Source organism: Phenylobacterium sp. (assembly GCF_031412415.1).
Classification (GTDB): domain Bacteria; phylum Pseudomonadota; class Alphaproteobacteria; order Caulobacterales; family Caulobacteraceae; genus Phenylobacterium.
Genome location: NZ_JANOCX010000260.1, coordinates 1 through 16,241, shown reverse-complemented (window position 1 = coordinate 16,241; position 16,241 = coordinate 1). Strand labels below are relative to the sequence as shown.

Below are 16,241 nucleotides of genomic sequence, written 5' to 3'. Positions count from 1 at the left end.
CTGAACAAGGGCACTTAGTGCCGCCGCCAGAACTCCTAACCCCATTGGGGTCGCTCCGTTGTTGGAGCGGTATCATGTCTTTCCACACATCCTATGTGGTGATGTTGGCCCGCCGATGTGGCGGATAACGTCACCGGATTAGGTGTGTCTGCTACATAATACCGGAGAACTCGGGCAGTTCGTCCAGGAACAGCACGCCGTTGTGGGCCAGGGAGACCTCGCCGGGCTTGACCCGCAGGCCGCCGCCGGTGAGCGCCGCCATGCTGGCCGAATGGTGCGGGGTGCGGAACGGCCGGGTGCGGGTGAGCGCGCCCTTGGCGATCAGTCCCGCCACCGAATGGACCATGGAGGTCTCCAGCAGCTCGGCCGGCGACAGGGGCGGCAGCAGACCGGGCAGGCGGGCGGCCATCATCGACTTGCCCGACCCTGGCGGGCCGGTGAACAACAGATTGTGGCCACCGGCCGCGGCGATCTCCAGGGCGCGCTTGGCGTTCTCCTGGCCCTTGACGTCGCGCAGGTCGGGGACTCGCTCACCATCCAGCATGGGCCCGGCCTTCGGCGGCGACAGGATCTGCGTCCCGCGGAAGTGGTTGACGATGGCGATCAGCGATGGCGCGGCGAGGATGGCGGTATCGCCGGCCCATGCGGCTTCCGCCCCGGAGGCCTCGGGACAGATCAGGCCCAGTCCCATGGCGCCGGCCGCCACCGCGGCGGGCAGGGCGCCGGCCACCGCCACGATCCGGCCGTCAAGGGACAGCTCGCCCATGGCCGCCCAGTCGGCCAGCGCGTCCGGCGGCAGGATGCCCATGGCGCCCATGACCGCGAGCGCGATGGGCAAGTCGTAGTGGGCGCCCTCCTTGGGCAGGTCGGCCGGAGCGAGATTGGCGATGATCCGCCGGGAAGGCATGGCCAGGCCGAGACCCGCGAAGGCCGCGCGCACCCGTTCCCGGCTCTCGGCGACAGCCTTATCGCCCAAGCCCACCAGCATGAACTTCGGATCGCCGCCGGTGAGTTGGACCTCGACATCCACCCGCCGCGCCTCGACGCCTTGAAACGCGACGGTGACCACCCGCGACGCCATCCCAACCCCTAGAAACCGTTCAACTTTATCCACAAGCCCAGCACGCCGAGCGGCTCGGATCAAGAACAAAAATAGAACCTATGGGGAAAGTGAGACGTTTCCGCGACTTGGACGGGTGTCTTCAAGCCCAAGCTAAGCCTTGGCGCGGATCGCTTCAATCCGATTCCACATGACCTCGGTGGCGTCGATCCCGCTAAAGCGCTTCAGCGCCTGGGCGCCGGTGGGCGAGGTGACATTGATCTCGGTCATGTAGTCGCCGATTACGTCGATGCCGACGAACATCAGCCCGCGCTGCTTCAGCTCCGGACCGATGATGGCGCAGAGTTCGAGATCGCGCGCGGAGAGCTCCACGGCCTCGGCCGTGCCGCCGACGGCGAGGTTTGAGCGGATCTGACCCTTCTTTGGCACCCGGTTGATGCCGCCCACCGGCTCACCGTCCACCAGCAGGATGCGCTTGTCGCCCTTGGAGACGGCGGGCAGGAATTTCTGAGCGATCACTGGCTCGCGGCCGATGGCCCGGTGCAGGTCCAGCATGGCGTCGAGGTTCGGGTCGTCGGCCAACAGCCGCGCCACCCCAGAGCCGCCCAGGCCGTACAGTGGCTTCAGCACGATGTCTCCGTGCCGGGCGCGGAAGTCGTAGATCGCTTCCAGATCAGACGTGATCAGGGTCGGGGGCTGGACGCCGGGAAAGTCGGTGACGAACAGCTTCTCGGGCGCGTTGCGCACCTCGGTGGGGTCGTTCACCACCAGGGTCTGGGGATGTACCTTGTCCAGGAAGTGGGTCGAGGTGATGTAGGTCATGTCGAACGGCGGGTCCTGACGCAGCAGGATCACATCGAACGAGGCCAGGTCGCGGACCTCCCAGTCGCCGAACCTGGCGTGGTCGCCCGTCACGCGCTGGACGGTGACTGAGCGACCCCGCGTGGTGACCACGCCGTCTTCCATGGCCAGCTTGTCGGGCGTGTAGACGAACAGCTCGTGGCCGCGCGCCTGGGCGGTCTCCAGCATCAGGAAGCTCGTGTCGCCCTCGATGTTGACGGCCTCGAGGGGGTCCATCTGGACGGCGACCTTCAACGACATGGGCTCGGTTCCTAACGGCGAAGGCGTCTGAGATAGGCGGGGCGACGGCGGAGCGCCAGCGAGGATCGCTAAGGGCGCTGTCAGTTCAGCCGCAGGCGGACCCGCTCGCGCTGGGCGCGCGCCGTCAGTGCAGCGCCGCCGTCCAGGGACCCGGCGTGGGTGAGCGCCTCCATGGCGCCGGCCAGCGCGCCCTGGCCCTCGCGCGCGGCGGCGACGTCGAGCCAGGGGCGGTGGTCGACGGGATCCAGGAGGGCCCGGCGCAGGGCGGCGCGCTCCGCGCGGGGGAAGTCGCCGGCGTTCTGGGCGCGGGCGAAGATGTTGTTCTGCAGCCGGATCAGTACGTCGCGGTCACTGGCCGGCGCCATCAGGCGGTCCAGCCGGTCGGCGACATTGGGGGTCAGGCCCGCATGCAGGGCGCGCCGGGTCAATTCGGACGGCAGCACCACCCGGCCCTCGCTGAACGGGTCCATGGCCAGCGGCCCCTCGGCGGTCTCGATGCGCAGAAGGAAGTGGCCGGGGAAATCGACGCCCTGGACGCTCAGCCCGCACTTGCGCGCGACGTGCAGGTAGAAGACCCCCAGCGCCACCGGCAGGCCCTTGCGGCGCTCGGCCACGGCCACCACGCAGGCATTGTCGGGATGCTCGTAGGTGAACAGGTCGCCCCCAAGCCGCAGGTCGCCGGCCATGGCCTCGGCCAGGGCCTCCTCCGGGCTTTCATGCGCCAGGCGGTCGGTCAGGCGTTCGACGCCGATCCGGGCCAGGTCTCGCGCGGTCTCCGGGTCGCGCACGGGATCCTCGTGCACGGCGCAGGCGATCGCAGCCTCAAGAAGGGGAAAGTCGCCGTCTCCGGCGCGGCCGGCCTCCCTGAGGAGGGTTTCAGCGTCTTCTCGGGTCATCGGTCCCTACGACTCAGGCGCCGTTCCAAGCGTCCCGACTATGAATCGGAAGCTTGCCGGGCGCGAGGGCGATCAGATCGAGCCGAACCGCGAGCTTTTGCAAGCTGGGCCGCCGCGATGCGAGCATTTCTCCTGCGCGGCGAAGGCGCTCGCGCTGGGTCGCGGTGACGGCCTCGAGGGCGGATTCGAGCGTCGTGCGCTGCTTCACCTCCACCACCGCAAGCACCTGACCCCGCTGGGCCAGCAGGTCGATCTCGCCCTGCGGGGTGCGCAGGCGGAAGCCCAGGATGCGGTAACCCTTGGCCATCAACCAGATCGCCGCCCAGACCTCGGCCCGGCGACCGGCCAGCCGCGCCGCGGCGCCGCGAGCCCGGCGGACGGGGTTCATTCGACGGCCTGCGACTTCAGCGCCATGGCCCGGCGATAGAGATCGCGCCGGGGCAGGCCCAGCGCCTTGGCGACCTCGGAGGCGGCTTCGGCGGGGCGCAGGCGGGTCAGGGCGTCGGCCAGGGCGGCGTCGGCGTCGGCGGCGGTCGAGCCCTCGGCGCGGCCGGGACCGACCATCAGCACGAACTCGCCCTTGGGCGCGACCATCCGGGGATCGGCGGCAAGTTCGTCCAGCGGCCCACGGATGACCGTCTCGTAGAGCTTGGTCAGTTCGCGGGCGACGACCCCCTCGCGAGGTCCGAACACCTGGGCCATGTCGGCCAGGCTGGCGGCCACCCGCGATCCGCCCTCGAAAAACACCAGGGTGGCGCGGATCCCGGCCAGTTCCTCGAAGAAGGTGCGGCGCGCGGCGCTCTTGGGCGGCGGAAAGCCCGCGAAAAGGAAGCGGTCGGTCGGCAGTCCGGCCACGGACAATCCGGCCAGCAGGGCCGAGGCCCCAGGGATCGGATAGACGGCGAACCCCGCCGCGATCGCCTCGCGCACAAGCCGGAAGCCGGGATCGGAGACGAGCGGCGTACCGGCGTCGGAGACCAGGGCCACCCGGCCGCCGTCGGCTAGGACCGCGAGCGCCTTGGGCCCGGCGCGCTCGGCGGCGTGCTCGTCATAGCGTTCGAGCTTCTTCGACAGGCTGAAGGCGGCCAGCAGTTTGCCGGTGACCCGGGTGTCCTCGGCCAGGACAAGGTCGGCGGCCGAAAGCACGTCGAGAGCCCTCAGGGTGATGTCGCGCAGGTTGCCGATGGGCGTGGCCACCACATAGAGGCCGGGCGCGAGGGGGGCGTCGGAGAGTTGCGGCGGCGGGGGATGGCGCGACATGGGCAAGGCTTCGCCGGTTCTAGCTCAGGTCGCAAGCCTGGACGTCACATGGTCCAGCAGCAGACGGCCGGCGGGGGTGGCGCGCAGGCGCACGGCGTCAGGGGCGATCAGGCCCGCGGCTGTCAGGTCGACCACCTCGGGGTGTTGGGGCGAAAGCCCTAAAACGGCGATCTCGGCGAAGGGAACGCCTGGCTTGATGCGGAGGCCCGAAAGGAGACGTTCCTCGGCCGTCTGGCGGGGGTCCAGCGCTTCGCGGGTGGCGACGCCCATCCCACCTGCTTCGGCGGCGGCGATGTAGTCGGCGGGCCTGGGATGGGCGTAGGTCGCCGTCCTGACCCCGCCCTGCGTCAGACGTCCATGGGCGCCAGGGCCCACGCCCACATAGTCCGCTCCGGTCCAGTAGACCAAATTGTGGCGCGATCGAGCGGCGTCGCCCCGGGCGTGGTTGGAGACTTCGTAGGCCTCGAAGCCCGCGCCCTCCAGGACCGTCTGGGTCGTGTCGAACAGGGCGGCGGCGTGATTCTCGTCAGGCGGCACCAGGCTGCCGCGCTTGACGGCGCGGTCGAAGGCGGTCCCGGCCTCGATGGTGAGTTGGTACGGTGAGACGTGCTCGGCGCCGATGGCGATGGCCTCCGTCAGCTCCTCGGCCCAGGCGGCGGGCGTCTGGCCGGGCCGGGCGTAGATCAGGTCGAGGGAGAGGCGGGGAAAGATGCGCGCCGCGGTCTCGGCGGCCCGCCGCGCCTCGGCGGCGTCGTGGTTTCGACCGAGCAGCTTGAGCGCCTCGTCGTGCAGCGACTGCAGGCCCAGGGACAGTCGATCCGCCCCGGCCTGCGCGAAGGCCGCGAACCGGTCGGTCTCGGCGTCGGTGGGATTGGCCTCCAGCGTGACTTCGATGTCGCCGGCCGGGGTCCAGAGGCTCTTGGCCAGAGCGATGATCTCGCCGGCCCAGGCCGGGTCCATCAGCGAGGGTGTGCCCCCGCCCAGGAAGATCGAGACCAGGTCGCGGGGCCCTGTGAGCGCGCGATGCGCCCTGAGGTCGGTGAGGATCGCCTTGGCCAGATCGGCCTGTTCCAACTCTCGGCCGCGGGCGCGCACGACGTTGAAGTCGCAATAGGGGCAGATGCGGGCGCAATAGGGCCAGTGGACGTAGATCCCCAGTCCGGGGACGCCCAATGGCGGGGCGGGGCTCAAATCAGGGCGGCCTTGAGCTTGGCGAAGGCCCGCGCCCGATGGCTGTCGGCGTCCTTCAGGACCTGATCCATCTCGCCATAGGTCAGGTCGTGGCCCAGGGCCTGGAAGATGGGGTCGTAGCCGTGGCCCTTGTCGCCGCGCCCGGGGAAGACCAGCGTCCCGTCGACCCGGCCCTCGACCACCACCGCCGGCCCGTCGGGCCAGGCGACGGCCAGCGCGCAGGTGAACCAGGCGGTGCGATCGTCGCTCCCGCTTTCCTCGACCCGTTCCTCGACCTTGCGCATGGCGCCCGCGAAGTCCTTGGTCGGGCCGCCCCACCGCGCCGAGAAGATGCCTGGCTGGCCGTCGAGAGCGCTGACCGACAGGCCGGAGTCGTCGGCCAGGGCGATCAGACCGCTGGCCTGGGCCGCCGCCCGGGCCTTCAGCAGGGCGTTGCCGGTGAAGGTGGCCTCGGTCTCGTCAGGTTCGGCCAGACCCAGGCTTCCGGCCGTCACCAGCTCGAAGCGGTTGTCGAGGATCGCCGCCAGCTCGCGGGCCTTTCCAGGATTGTGGGTGGCGACCACCAGCTTTGCGCCGGGTTCGAGCTTGAGGGCCATGGGAGACTCCGGGTTTCGAGCGCGCGGACCATAGGCGAGCCTGGCTTGCCCCGCCAACTCCCCCGATCCGCCTCTTGTGCTGCATTGCGAAAAGTTCACAAAGTTACAGCGATTTAATATCGATAAACGATAATTTCGTTGATCGAAAAGCGATGTGGTCCTATTCCTGCTGCTCAGAAGGGCGCGACAAATGTTGCGTCGCACAATGAGACAGGAGATTGAAAATGTTTGCTTCGATGATGAGCGCGATGGACCGCTTCCTGATGACGGCGGTGGTCTTGATGGCGGCGGTTCCGACGCTGGCCGTGGTGGCGCAGCGGCTGATCGCCTAGTCTAGCCGCTACGCTTTCACGGAGGGCCGCGATGCGCGCCTTGGGACCCGGCTCGGTGTCGAGCTTCCTAAAGACCATCCTGGATGTGGTGTTCTTCGCCCTCTGGGCCGGGGTGATCCTGATGGGCGCGCTGATGCTGCTGGCCCTGCTGCTCAGCTTCAATCCGGAGCTGATCGACACCTTCTCGCTGCGCGCCGGCGCCGCGGAGATCGCCAATCTCGGCCCTGTCCTGGTGGGCGGGCTGGCGGCGGCGGCGGCTTACATGACCGGCCTGTTGTTCATCGTCGAGCGTTTGCGACGGATCTTCATGACGCTGACGGCCGGCGACCCCTTCCACCCCGACAATGTACGTCGCCTGCGGGTGATCGGCGTGATCCTGGCCGGCCTGGAAGTGCTGCGCTACGCGGTCTGGGGTGTCGGCGCCTGGCTGATGCCCGGCGCCAATGAAGCCGAACCTAATTTCAGCCTAACCGCCTGGTTCTCGGTTCTGGTTGTCTTCGTCCTGGCGGAGGTGTTCCGCGAAGGTGCGCGCCTGCGTCGCGAAGCGGAGTTGACGATCTAAGATGCCGATCCGCGTGAATCTCGACCGGGTGCTGCTGGAGCGGCGCATGTCGCTGACCGAGCTCGCCGACCGTGTGGGCGTGACCATCGCCAACCTTTCGATCCTCAAGACCGGCAAGGCGCGCGCCGTGCGGTTCTCCACCCTGGCCGCCCTTTGCCGCGAGCTGGATTGCCGGCCGGGCGATCTATTGAACTACGAGCCTGGACCCGACGACGGCCCTGAGGGCGACGACGACCTGTAGGGCGTGGTTTGGATGCCGCACCGCAACTGGATTGCCGCATAAATTGCAGCGCACCCGTCAAAAACCTCCACCTAACCGTTGATAAGTTAGGGTATCGCTCATATATGCACTGCAACAATTGCTGCATTGCACAAGGAGCTGCATCATGGCTCAAGCCATTGAGAACTTCATCGTCAAGCTGATGGGTCCGTTCGCCCGCGAACTCGCCCGCATGCCGGCCGGCGCTTTCCGCTACCTGCCGACCAGCTTCTAAAACGATCTACGGACGGGCGGCGATCAACCGCCCGTCGCGATCCTCTGCAGATCGCCGAGTTCGCTGATACCCTTGCGGGCCAGGGAGAACAGGGCCTCGAACTCATCCTGGCTGAAGCCGCGCTTCTCGCCAGTGGCCTGGATCTCCACGATATCGCCCTTGCCGGTCAGCACGAAGTTGGCGTCGGCCTCGGCGTTGGAATCCTCTTCGTATTCCAGGTCCAGGACCGGGACGCCCTTGAAGATCCCGCACGAGATCGCCGCCACCTGATCCAGGATCGGGTCCTTGGTGATCAGGCCTTCCTCCATGAGGTATTTGGTCGCGAACCGCAGGGCCACCCAGGCGCCGGTGATCGCCGCGGTGCGCGTGCCGCCGTCGGCCTGGATCACGTCGCAGTCCAGGGAGATCTGACGCTCGCCCAGGGCGGCCGGATCGACGATGGCGCGCATCGAGCGACCGATCAGCCGTTGGATCTCCTGGGTGCGTCCCGACTGCTTGCCTTCAGAGGCCTCCCGTCGCCCGCGGGTGTGGGTGGCGCGGGGCAGCATGCCGTATTCGGCGGTGACCCAGCCCTGGCCGCGGCCGCGCATGAAACCCGGGACCCGCTCCTCGACGCTGGCGGTGATCAGCACCTTGGTGTGGCCGAAGGAGGCCAGGCAGGAGCCCTCGGCGTAGCGGTTGACCCCGATCTCCAGGGTGACGGCGCGGAGCAGGTCGGGGGTACGTTCGGACGGGCGCATGGGAAACCTTGGCGATGGTGCTGGCGTCTTGCGCCGGCGGGCTTATCCTAGATCACGGAGGTTCCGTCCATGGCTCTGACCGAGCGCCGCCGCCTATCGTGACCAGTCCCCTGCTTTCCCCCGGCCCTTCGCTCGCCGAACTGGACGCCCGCGCCCGCGACATCTTTCGTCGGGTGGTGGAGAGCTATCTGGAGACCGGCGACCCGGTGGGCTCGCGCACGCTCTCCAAGGGCGGGGTGCACCTGTCCCCAGCATCCATCCGCAACACCATGCAGGACCTGACTCAGCTGGGCCTGCTGGGCGCGCCCCACGTCAGCGCCGGCCGCGCGCCCACCCACGCGGGCCTGCGCCTCTTCGTGGACGGCCTGTTGGAAGTGGGCGATGTCGGGGAGGACGACCGTAAGTCGATCGAGGCGCGGCTGACGGCCAAGGGCATGAACTTCGAGGAAGCTCTGAACGAGGCCACCTCGATCCTCTCGGGCCTGGCGGGCGGCGCAGGCGTGGTGGTCAGCCCGGTGCGCGACGCCGGCGTCAAGCATGTGGAGTTCGTCTCGCTCTCCGCCGACCAGGCCCTGGCGGTCATGGTCTTCGAGGACGGGGTGGTCGAGAACCGGCTGATGAAGCTGGCCGCCGGGGTCACGCCCAGCGCGCTGCAGGAAGCCTCGAACTTCATGAACGCCCGGCTGCGCGGCCGGACGTTGAACGAGGCCAAGGCCGAGGTGCGCCACGAGCTGGACACCGCCCGCACCCAGCTGAACGAGGTCGCCGCCCGGCTGGTCGAGGAGGGCCTGGCCGGCTGGGGCGGCGGTGAGGGCGCTGATCGTTCGCTGATCGTGCGGGGTCGCGCCAACCTGCTGCACGACCGCGACGCCCTGGACGACCTGGAACGGGTTCGCATGTTGTTCGACGATCTGGAGCAGAAGGAGCAACTGATCGGCTTGCTGGACGATGTGAGGGATGCTCAGGGCGTGCGGATCTTCATTGGCGCCGAAACGCGGTTGTTTTCGCTTTCGGGTTCCGCCGTGATCGCCGCGCCCTATATGACGGGCCGTCAAAAGGTGCTGGGCGCGATCGGCGTGATCGGGCCCGCCCGCCTCAACTATGCCCGGGTGATCCCGCTGGTGGACTATACCGCCCGCGTGCTCTCCCAGGTCGCGAACGGATGAAGGAATAGAAGATGTCCGACGATCAAACGCCGGCCGAAGCGTTCAACGAAGCGGCCGACGCCGCGGTGGACGAACTGATCGCCTTGCAGGCCGAGAACCAGGCGCTGAAAGACCAGATCCTGCGGATCGCCGCCGACGCGGAGAATTCCAAGCGCCGCGCCGAGCGCGAGGCCAATGACGCGCGCGCCTACGCCATCCAGAAGTTCGCCCGCGACCTCCTGACCGTGGCCGACACGCTCAGCCGCGCCCTGGCCATCCCGCCCGCCAGCGGCGAGCCGGCGGTGAACAACTTCGTGGTCGGGGTCGAGATGACAGAGAAGGCGCTGCAGACCGCCTTCGAGAGCAATGGCCTCAAGCAGATCGCCCCCGCCGCCGGGACTCGCTTCGATCCCCATCAACATCAGGCCGTGATGGAGCAGGCCTCGCCGGAGGTCGACGCTGGCGGAGTGATCTCGACCCTGCAGCCGGGCTACGAACTGCTGGGCCGGCTGATCCGACCCGCCATGGTCGTGGTCGCGGCCAAGGGCTCCGGCGCCCAGGCGTCAGGCGTCGAGAATTCGGCCCCGGCCAACCCCTACGCCGCCAACGATGGCGACGACGCCGGCGGGGCTGTCGACACGCGGGCGTAACACCGGGGTTACCCTTTGTCTTTCAAGGGGAATTCGAAGCCCCGCCGTTTGACCAGACCCCCCGGCGGGCGTAAGCTCTGCTGAGAAAACAAGGGGACGGGAACGTGCAGGCAGGGTCAGGGACTCGCCGGGCGATCATGGGGTGGGGCGCCGCCGCCGGCGGGGCCCTGCTGACCGCGCCCAACTGGGCCTACGGCCAGGAGGCCGCGCCCGTCGTTCTTCCCGAGGAAGACCATCCGCCGACCCAGGTCGACACGGCCAGCAGCAGCATATTCGACCACGTCACCGCCCCGGTGATGATCAACGGCCGCGGGCCGTTCCGCTTCATGGTCGATACCGGCGCCAACACCTCGTGCGTCTCGCAGGGCCTGGCCGAAACCCTCGCCCTTCCGCGAGGCCGGGCGTTGCGCGTTCACACCATCGTCGGGCCCCGGTCGCGGGCCAGCGTCATGATCGACCAGCTCGATATCGGAACGCGAACCCGGCGCGGCGTCGAGGCGCCGATCCTGCCGATGGCGGGCTTCGGCATTGATGGCGTGCTGGGGATCGACTGGCTGAAGGGCCAGCGTCTGGTCCTGGGCTTCGCCGGCCGCACGCTGGAGATCACCAAGTCGCGGCGGGAAGACAGCGCCGCGGGCCGGATCGTGGTCCCCGCCCGCCGCAAGTCGGGCCAGCTCACCATCGTCGACGCCGACCTCAGCGGCCGCAGGATCAGCGCCATGATCGATTCCGGCTCGCAGTTCTCCCTGGGCAACACCGCCCTGCGGCGGATCATCGAGCGAATGGATCCCGGCGCTTCCGCCAAGTCCCAGAAGGTCGGCATGCTGTCGATCGCCGGCGAGGCGTTCTCCGGCGAACAGCTCAACCTGCCGTTCATGCGACTGGGCGGCCTGACCCTGGGCAATGTGCCGGTGGTGTTCAGCGACGTGCCGGTGTTCAAGCTGTGGGACCTGCACGAGACCCCCACCATGATGCTGGGTATCGACCTTTTGACCCAGTTCACCACTGTGTCACTGGACTTCGGCAGGTCGTCGGTTCGGTTCGACATCGCCGAGAACGCCAAGGCCTAGACGCGCCCCCCCTTCTCTGAACGGCTGCGCCAGGTATGAAGCTTTTGGCGACGCTCCGCGTTTGCTGATCTAGTGGAGCCCGATCACCGTGATCGGAGGGGGGACGTGCATTGTCGGAGGGCGCTTTCGCCGGTTCAGCCAGCGTCAACTTTCTCAAGAGCTCCAGCGAAGTCTCCGGCCTGATACGGCAGTTCGACTGGTCGTCGACGCCGCTTGGCGCGCTTGAAGCGTGGCCCCAGAGTCTCCGCACCGCGACGGGGCTGATCCTCCAGTCGCCGGTTCCCATCGTGATGCTGTGGGGCCCTGACGGCGTGATGATCTACAACGACGCCTATTCGGTGATCGCCGGCGGTCGTCATCCGAAACTGCTGGGCAGCAAGGTCCGCGAGGGTTGGCCCGAGGTCGCCGACTTCAACGACAACGTCATGAAGGTCGGCCTGGCTGGGGGCACGCTGGCCTACAAGGATCAGGAACTGACCCTCTATCGCAGCGGCGCGCCCGAACAGGTCTGGATGAACCTCGACTACTCGCCAGTGCTCGGCGAGGACGGCGCGCCGGCCGGTGTGATCGCCATCGTGGTCGAGACCACCGAACGGGTGCTGGCCGATCGCCGGGCGGCCGCCGAGCAGGAGCGACAGCGCCGCCTCTTTCGCCAGATGCCGGGCTTCGTCGGCATCCTGAGCGGACCCAGACACATCTTCGAGTATGTCAACGACGCCTACATCAAGATCTCGGAACGCACCGACTTCGTGGGCCGTAGCTTTGCCGAGGTGTTCCCCGACTTGGCCGGCCAAGCTTTCGAGGATCTGCTCGATCAGGTCTATGCGACGGGCGAGGGCGTTGTCCTGCGGGGCATGGAGCTGCGCCTGCACGACAGTGAGGACCTCCAGTTCATAGACTTCGTCTTCGAGCCCATCCGCGACGACAGCGACGCGGTGAGCGGCGTGTTCATCGGCGGATACGAAGTGACCGAGACCGCGCGGGTCACCGCCGCGTTGCGCGATAGCGAGGCGCGCTTGCGCGAGCTGAACTCCGACCTCGAGCGTCAGGTCATCGAGCGGACGCAGGCTCGGGGTCGGACATGGCAGATGAGCCCCGACCTGATGGGCGCCCTAAACGCCCAAGGCTACTTCGAGACATCCAATCCGGCCTGGGAGACCATGCTCGGCTGGTCGGAAGCCGAAGTGGCGAGCATGTCGATCTTCGAGCTGCTGCACCCCGACGACGTCGAGCGCACCCAGGCAGGCTTCGACCTGACCCAGCAGGGCCAGCCGGCGATCCGCTTCCCCAACCGGTATCGCTGCAAGGAAGGCGGTTATCGCTGGATTTCCTGGATCGGCGTGCCGGAAGACGGGATGGTCTATTGCACCGGCCGCGACATCACCGAGGAGAAGATCGCCGAAGCCGAACTCGCTCAGGCGCAGGAGGCCTTACGACAGTCCCAGAAAATGGAAGCCGTGGGCCAGCTCACCGGCGGGATCGCCCACGACTTCAACAACCTTCTGGCCGGCATCGCCGGAAGCTTGGAAATGCTGGAGAAACGCCTCGGTGAAGGGCGCTTCAGCGACGTCGATCGCTATATCAACATCGCCCAGGTTTCGACCCAACGGGCCGCGGCGCTCACCCAGCGCCTGCTGGCCTTCTCACGGCGCCAGACCCTCGACCCCAGACCCACCGACACCAACCGCCTGGTGGCCGGCATGGAAGACCTCGTTCGGCGCACCGTCGGCCCCGCCGTTGAGGTGGAGGTGGTGGGCGCCGACGGGTTGTGGCTCACCCGCGTCGACGCCTCCCAGCTTGAGAACGCCCTGCTGAATCTGACGATCAACGCGCGCGACGCCATGCCCGACGGCGGCCGCATCACGATCGAGACCGCGAACAAGTGGCTGGATCAGCGCGCCGCAAAGGAGCGTGAGCTCCCGCCGGGCCAGTATGTCTCGCTCAGCGTCACCGATACCGGGACCGGGATGACGCCGGAGGTGATAGCGCGCGCCTTCGATCCCTTCTTCACCACCAAGCCGCTTGGCCAGGGCACCGGCCTGGGGCTGTCGATGATCCATGGCTTCGTGCGGCAATCCGGTGGACAGGTACGAATCGATTCCGAGGTCGGCCAGGGCACGACCATGTGCCTTTACCTGCCCCGGTTCATCGGCGCGCTTGAGAGCGACGAGTCCCAGGTCGAAGGGCCCGGACCGCCCAGCCAAGGCGAAACCGTGCTGATCATCGACGATGAGCCGGCAATCCGCATCCTGGTCTCCGACATTCTGGGCGAGGCCGGATACCGGGTCCTGGAAGCGCCCGACGGCCCAACGGGATTGAGCGTCCTGCAGTCGGACGCTCGGATAGATCTGCTGATCACCGACGTCGGCCTGCCGGGCGGGATCAACGGCCGTCAGGTCGCCGACGCCGCCCGAGGCGGCCGCCCCGACCTGAAGGTTCTGTTCGTCACCGGCTACGCCGAAAACGCGGTGATCGGAAACGGCCATCTGGGCCCCGGCATGCAGGTGATCACCAAGCCCTTCACGATGAACGCCCTGGCGGCCCGGGTCCGCGAGATCATCGAAGGCTGATCGCCCGCGCGGCTTGCCGGGATGGCGATATTCTCGAACCCGGGGGCAAACCGGCGCTCGGGCCTCTTCCCCGCGCGTCCTAAATGATTAAAGTCCCAGGTCCCTTCCTGTCGGGGGGCGCTGGCGACTCCCTCGCACCGGCGCTTGGAGGTCCGGACCACATCATGAAGCTTACGATCGAACGGGCGGCGCTGATCAAGGCGCTGGGGCATGTGCAGAGCGCCGTCGAACGGCGCAACACCATCCCGATCCTGTCCAATGTGCTGCTGTCGGCCGAGCGCGACCGGCTGACCTTCTCGGCGACCGATCTCGACATGGAGATCATCGACGAGGCCTTCGCCCAGGTTGACCAGACCGGCCAGATCACCGCGCCCGCCCACACCCTCTACGAGATCGTCCGCAAGCTGCCGGAAGGCGCCGATGTCTCCCTGTCGTTCACGGGCGAGGACCCGCGCCTGACCGTCTCGGCCGGGCGTTCGCGCTTCAACCTGCCGGTCCTGCCGGCCGGCGACTTCCCGGTCATGTCCTCGGACGGCCTCTCCGGCCGGGTGCCGGTGGATGTGGGTGATCTGATCCGCCTGATCGACAAGACCCGGTTCGCCATCTCCACCGAAGAAACCCGCTACTATCTCAACGGCCTCTACCTGCACACGGTGATCGAGAACGGCGTGGCCAAGCTGCGCGCCGTGGCCACCGACGGCCACCGGCTGGCGCTGGCCGAGATGATCGCCCCCGAGGGCTCGGCCGGGACGCCCGGCGTCATCGTGCCCCGCAAGACCATCGCCGAGGCCCGTCGCCTGCTGGAGGACGCCGGCGAATCGGTCGATCTGCAGCTCAGCGCCCAGAAGGTGCGGCTCGACTTTGGCGGCGCGGCCCTGACCTCCAAGGTCATCGACGGCAACTTCCCCGACTACAGCCGGGTCATCCCCAAGGACAACAACCGGGTGATGATGGTCGACAACAAGCTGTTCGCCCAGGCGGTGGACCGCGTCGCCACCATTTCGGCGGAGAAAAGCCGCTCGGTTCGCATGGCCATCGAGCCCGGCAAGGTGATCCTGACCGTCCGCAACATGGAAGCCGGTCAGGCCGTCGAGGAGATCGAGGTCGACTATGACGGCGAGGCCTTCGAGCTGAGCTTCAACGCCCGCTACCTGCTGGACGTCACCGACCAGATCGGCGCCGAACAGGCCGAGTTCCGCTTCGGCGGTCCGAACGACCCGGCCCTGGTGCTCGATCCCACCGACGCCGACGTCCAGTATGTGCTGATGCCGCTGCGGGTCTGACCCTCGAGGTGGCGCGCCGCTGCTATCGGCCCGCCGCATAGGAGTTTGGGCGGAGACGCGTATGCGTGGGGTGTTGATCGGAGGCGTCGCCGCGCTGCTGCTTGCCGGGTCAGCGGCGGCCCAGGGGCCTGTGATCAAGCGCGAGGTCGGGGCCCTGGTCACCGAGAACGTGCCGGAAACCCCGCCGGCCGTGCGCGAACAGCTACGCGGCTATCAGAACACTCGATCGGCCTCGTTCCTGGACTGGCTGGCCGACGGCACCATGCTGATCGCCACCCGGTTCGGCCAGACCCCGCAGATCCACCACGTCAAGGCGCCGGGCGGCGATCGCACCCAGCTCACCTTCTTTGGCGAGCCTGTGATGTCGGCGACCGCGCGGCCGGTGATGCCCGGAGCCTTCGTCTTCGCCCGCGATTCCGGCGGCGACGAGTATTTCCAGGGCTATGCCTCGGCGGTCGAAGGCGGGGAGGCGCAGGTCACCGAGCCCAAGACCCGCAACACCGGCTTCGTCTATTCGCCGGACGGCAGTCAGCTGGCCTGGAGCCGGGTGACGCCCGGCAAGGGCGACTACGACATCATGCTGATGCGCACGGGCGAGGCGGAGACCCGCCGCGTGGCGCTGAAGGGCAAGGGCGCGGTCGGCCCCGTGGCCTTCTCGGCCGATGGCGGGCGTCTGCTCTATCGCCGCGTCATCTCGGCCCAGTCCAGCAAGGCCTTCGTCCTGGACCTGGCCACGGGCAAGTCGTCGGGGATCAATCCCTCAAGGACGCCGGTCGCCTATTCCGGCGGTGAGTTCACCCCCGACGGACGCCGGGTGCTGATGCTGTCCGACGAGGGGGCGGAGGTCGCCCGCCTGGTGGAGTACGACCTGACCACGGGCAGGAAGGTGGTCGTGGCGGACGGCGGCGCCTGGGATATCGAGGCCTTCGACCTCTCCGAGAACGGTCGGCTGCTGGCCTACGCCATCAATGAGGACGGCCGCTCCAAGGTGGTGGTCGCCGACGTGATCACCCGCCGCGCCATGCCCCAGCCGACCTTGCCGGTGGGCGTGCTGGCGGACCTGAAGTTTTCGCCCGATACCCTGCGGCTGGCCATCGGACTGAACTCGTCGACCTCGCCCGCCGACGTCTGGACCTGGGACTTGCTGGACTCGCAGCTCACCCGCTGGACCAACAGCGAGATGGGGGGCCTGAGGTCCGCCGACATGGCGGAGCCCGCGATTATCCGCTTCGCCAGCTTCGACAAGCGCCAGATCCCCGCCTGGATCTATCGGCCCAAGGGGGCGAAGGGG

The 16,241-nt window shown here is 68.0% G+C and carries 15 protein-coding genes and 1 pseudogene; 8 read left to right on the top strand and 8 right to left on the bottom strand.

The window, feature by feature from the left end:
* Positions 1-166: 166 nt before the first annotated feature.
* The 7 genes and pseudogenes from RMO04_RS12815 to rdgB all read right to left on the bottom strand — a co-directional run.
* Positions 167-1,081: pseudogene (locus tag RMO04_RS12815) on the bottom strand (YifB family Mg chelatase-like AAA ATPase); the annotation flags it as partial.
* 132 nt (positions 1,082-1,213) lie between these two features.
* On the bottom strand, positions 1,214-2,161 hold the full coding sequence (gshB, locus tag RMO04_RS12810) for a glutathione synthase (protein WP_309645170.1): 948 nt from the start codon (positions 2,159-2,161) through the stop codon (positions 1,214-1,216).
* An 80-nt stretch (positions 2,162-2,241) separates the two neighbouring features.
* Entirely contained in the window at positions 2,242-3,057 is an 816-nt protein-coding gene (locus RMO04_RS12805; RefSeq protein WP_309645169.1) for a transglutaminase family protein, read from the bottom strand.
* 13 nt (positions 3,058-3,070) lie between these two features.
* Positions 3,071-3,445, bottom strand: coding sequence for a YraN family protein (locus RMO04_RS12800; RefSeq protein WP_309645168.1), 375 nt, complete (start codon positions 3,443-3,445; stop codon positions 3,071-3,073).
* Complete coding sequence (gene rsmI, locus RMO04_RS12795) at positions 3,442-4,317, bottom strand: 16S rRNA (cytidine(1402)-2'-O)-methyltransferase (protein ID WP_309645167.1); 876 nt, start codon at positions 4,315-4,317, stop codon at positions 3,442-3,444. The genes RMO04_RS12800 and rsmI overlap by 4 nt, the downstream gene beginning before the upstream one ends.
* A gap of 24 nt (positions 4,318-4,341) precedes the next feature.
* Positions 4,342-5,508, bottom strand: a complete 1,167-nt coding sequence (gene hemW / locus RMO04_RS12790; RefSeq protein WP_309645166.1) for a radical SAM family heme chaperone HemW — start codon at positions 5,506-5,508, stop codon at positions 4,342-4,344.
* Complete coding sequence (rdgB, locus tag RMO04_RS12785) at positions 5,505-6,104, bottom strand: RdgB/HAM1 family non-canonical purine NTP pyrophosphatase (protein ID WP_309645165.1); 600 nt, start codon at positions 6,102-6,104, stop codon at positions 5,505-5,507. The genes hemW and rdgB overlap by 4 nt, the downstream gene beginning before the upstream one ends.
* Before the next feature lie 363 nt (positions 6,105-6,467).
* Between rdgB and RMO04_RS12780 the strand changes: the two genes are divergently transcribed.
* The gene (locus RMO04_RS12780) at positions 6,468-6,998 is read left to right on the top strand and encodes a DUF2975 domain-containing protein (protein ID WP_309645164.1); all 531 of its coding nucleotides are present in this window, start codon (positions 6,468-6,470) and stop codon (positions 6,996-6,998) included.
* Between the two features lies 1 nt (position 6,999).
* Entirely contained in the window at positions 7,000-7,239 is a 240-nt protein-coding gene (locus tag RMO04_RS12775; protein ID WP_309645163.1) for a helix-turn-helix transcriptional regulator, read from the top strand.
* Positions 7,240-7,515: 276 nt separating this feature from the next.
* Here the strand turns inward: RMO04_RS12775 and rph are convergent, their stop codons facing one another.
* Positions 7,516-8,232: a ribonuclease PH gene (gene rph, locus RMO04_RS12770; protein WP_309645162.1), complete on the bottom strand. Its 717-nt coding sequence runs from the start codon at positions 8,230-8,232 to the stop codon at positions 7,516-7,518.
* A gap of 95 nt (positions 8,233-8,327) precedes the next feature.
* Between rph and hrcA the strand changes: the two genes are divergently transcribed.
* The 6 genes from hrcA to RMO04_RS12740 all read left to right on the top strand — a co-directional run.
* A complete protein-coding gene (gene hrcA / locus RMO04_RS12765; RefSeq protein WP_309645171.1) occupies positions 8,328-9,398 on the top strand; it encodes a heat-inducible transcriptional repressor HrcA in 1,071 nt (356 codons plus the stop codon).
* 11 nt (positions 9,399-9,409) lie between these two features.
* Positions 9,410-10,027, top strand: coding sequence for a nucleotide exchange factor GrpE (gene grpE / locus RMO04_RS12760; RefSeq protein WP_309645161.1), 618 nt, complete (start codon positions 9,410-9,412; stop codon positions 10,025-10,027).
* A 137-nt stretch (positions 10,028-10,164) separates the two neighbouring features.
* The gene (locus RMO04_RS12755) at positions 10,165-11,097 is read left to right on the top strand and encodes a retroviral-like aspartic protease family protein (protein WP_309645160.1); all 933 of its coding nucleotides are present in this window, start codon (positions 10,165-10,167) and stop codon (positions 11,095-11,097) included.
* Between the two features lie 110 nt (positions 11,098-11,207).
* Positions 11,208-13,667 (top strand): PAS domain-containing protein, encoded by a 2,460-nt coding sequence (locus RMO04_RS12750; RefSeq protein ID WP_309645159.1) that lies wholly within the window; start codon positions 11,208-11,210, stop codon positions 13,665-13,667.
* Between the two features lie 164 nt (positions 13,668-13,831).
* Complete coding sequence (dnaN, locus tag RMO04_RS12745; protein WP_309645158.1) at positions 13,832-14,950, top strand: DNA polymerase III subunit beta; 1,119 nt, start codon at positions 13,832-13,834, stop codon at positions 14,948-14,950.
* Positions 14,951-15,011: 61 nt separating this feature from the next.
* The coding region (locus RMO04_RS12740; protein ID WP_405041500.1) for a WD40 repeat domain-containing protein at positions 15,012-16,241 on the top strand (1,230 nt) is incomplete at its 3' end.

Bases quoted from the DNA above. Each gene is read 5' to 3' on its own strand.
- RMO04_RS12805 (WP_309645169.1), bottom strand. From the start codon at position 3,057: ATGACCCGAGAAGACGCTGAAACCCTCCTCAGGGAGGCCGGCCGCGCC.
- rsmI (WP_309645167.1), bottom strand. From the start codon at position 4,317: ATGTCGCGCCATCCCCCGCCGCCGCAACTCTCCGACGCCCCCCTCGCG.
- dnaN (WP_309645158.1), top strand. From the start codon at position 13,832: ATGAAGCTTACGATCGAACGGGCGGCGCTGATCAAGGCGCTGGGGCAT.
- RMO04_RS12775 (WP_309645163.1), top strand. From the start codon at position 7,000: ATGCCGATCCGCGTGAATCTCGACCGGGTGCTGCTGGAGCGGCGCATG.
- RMO04_RS12755 (WP_309645160.1), top strand. From the start codon at position 10,165: ATGGGGTGGGGCGCCGCCGCCGGCGGGGCCCTGCTGACCGCGCCCAAC.
- grpE (WP_309645161.1), top strand. From the start codon at position 9,410: ATGTCCGACGATCAAACGCCGGCCGAAGCGTTCAACGAAGCGGCCGAC.
- RMO04_RS12800 (WP_309645168.1), bottom strand. From the start codon at position 3,445: ATGAACCCCGTCCGCCGGGCTCGCGGCGCCGCGGCGCGGCTGGCCGGT.
- rdgB (WP_309645165.1), bottom strand. From the start codon at position 6,104: ATGGCCCTCAAGCTCGAACCCGGCGCAAAGCTGGTGGTCGCCACCCAC.
- RMO04_RS12780 (WP_309645164.1), top strand. From the start codon at position 6,468: ATGCGCGCCTTGGGACCCGGCTCGGTGTCGAGCTTCCTAAAGACCATC.
- gshB (WP_309645170.1), bottom strand. From the start codon at position 2,161: ATGTCGTTGAAGGTCGCCGTCCAGATGGACCCCCTCGAGGCCGTCAAC.
- rph (WP_309645162.1), bottom strand. From the start codon at position 8,232: ATGCGCCCGTCCGAACGTACCCCCGACCTGCTCCGCGCCGTCACCCTG.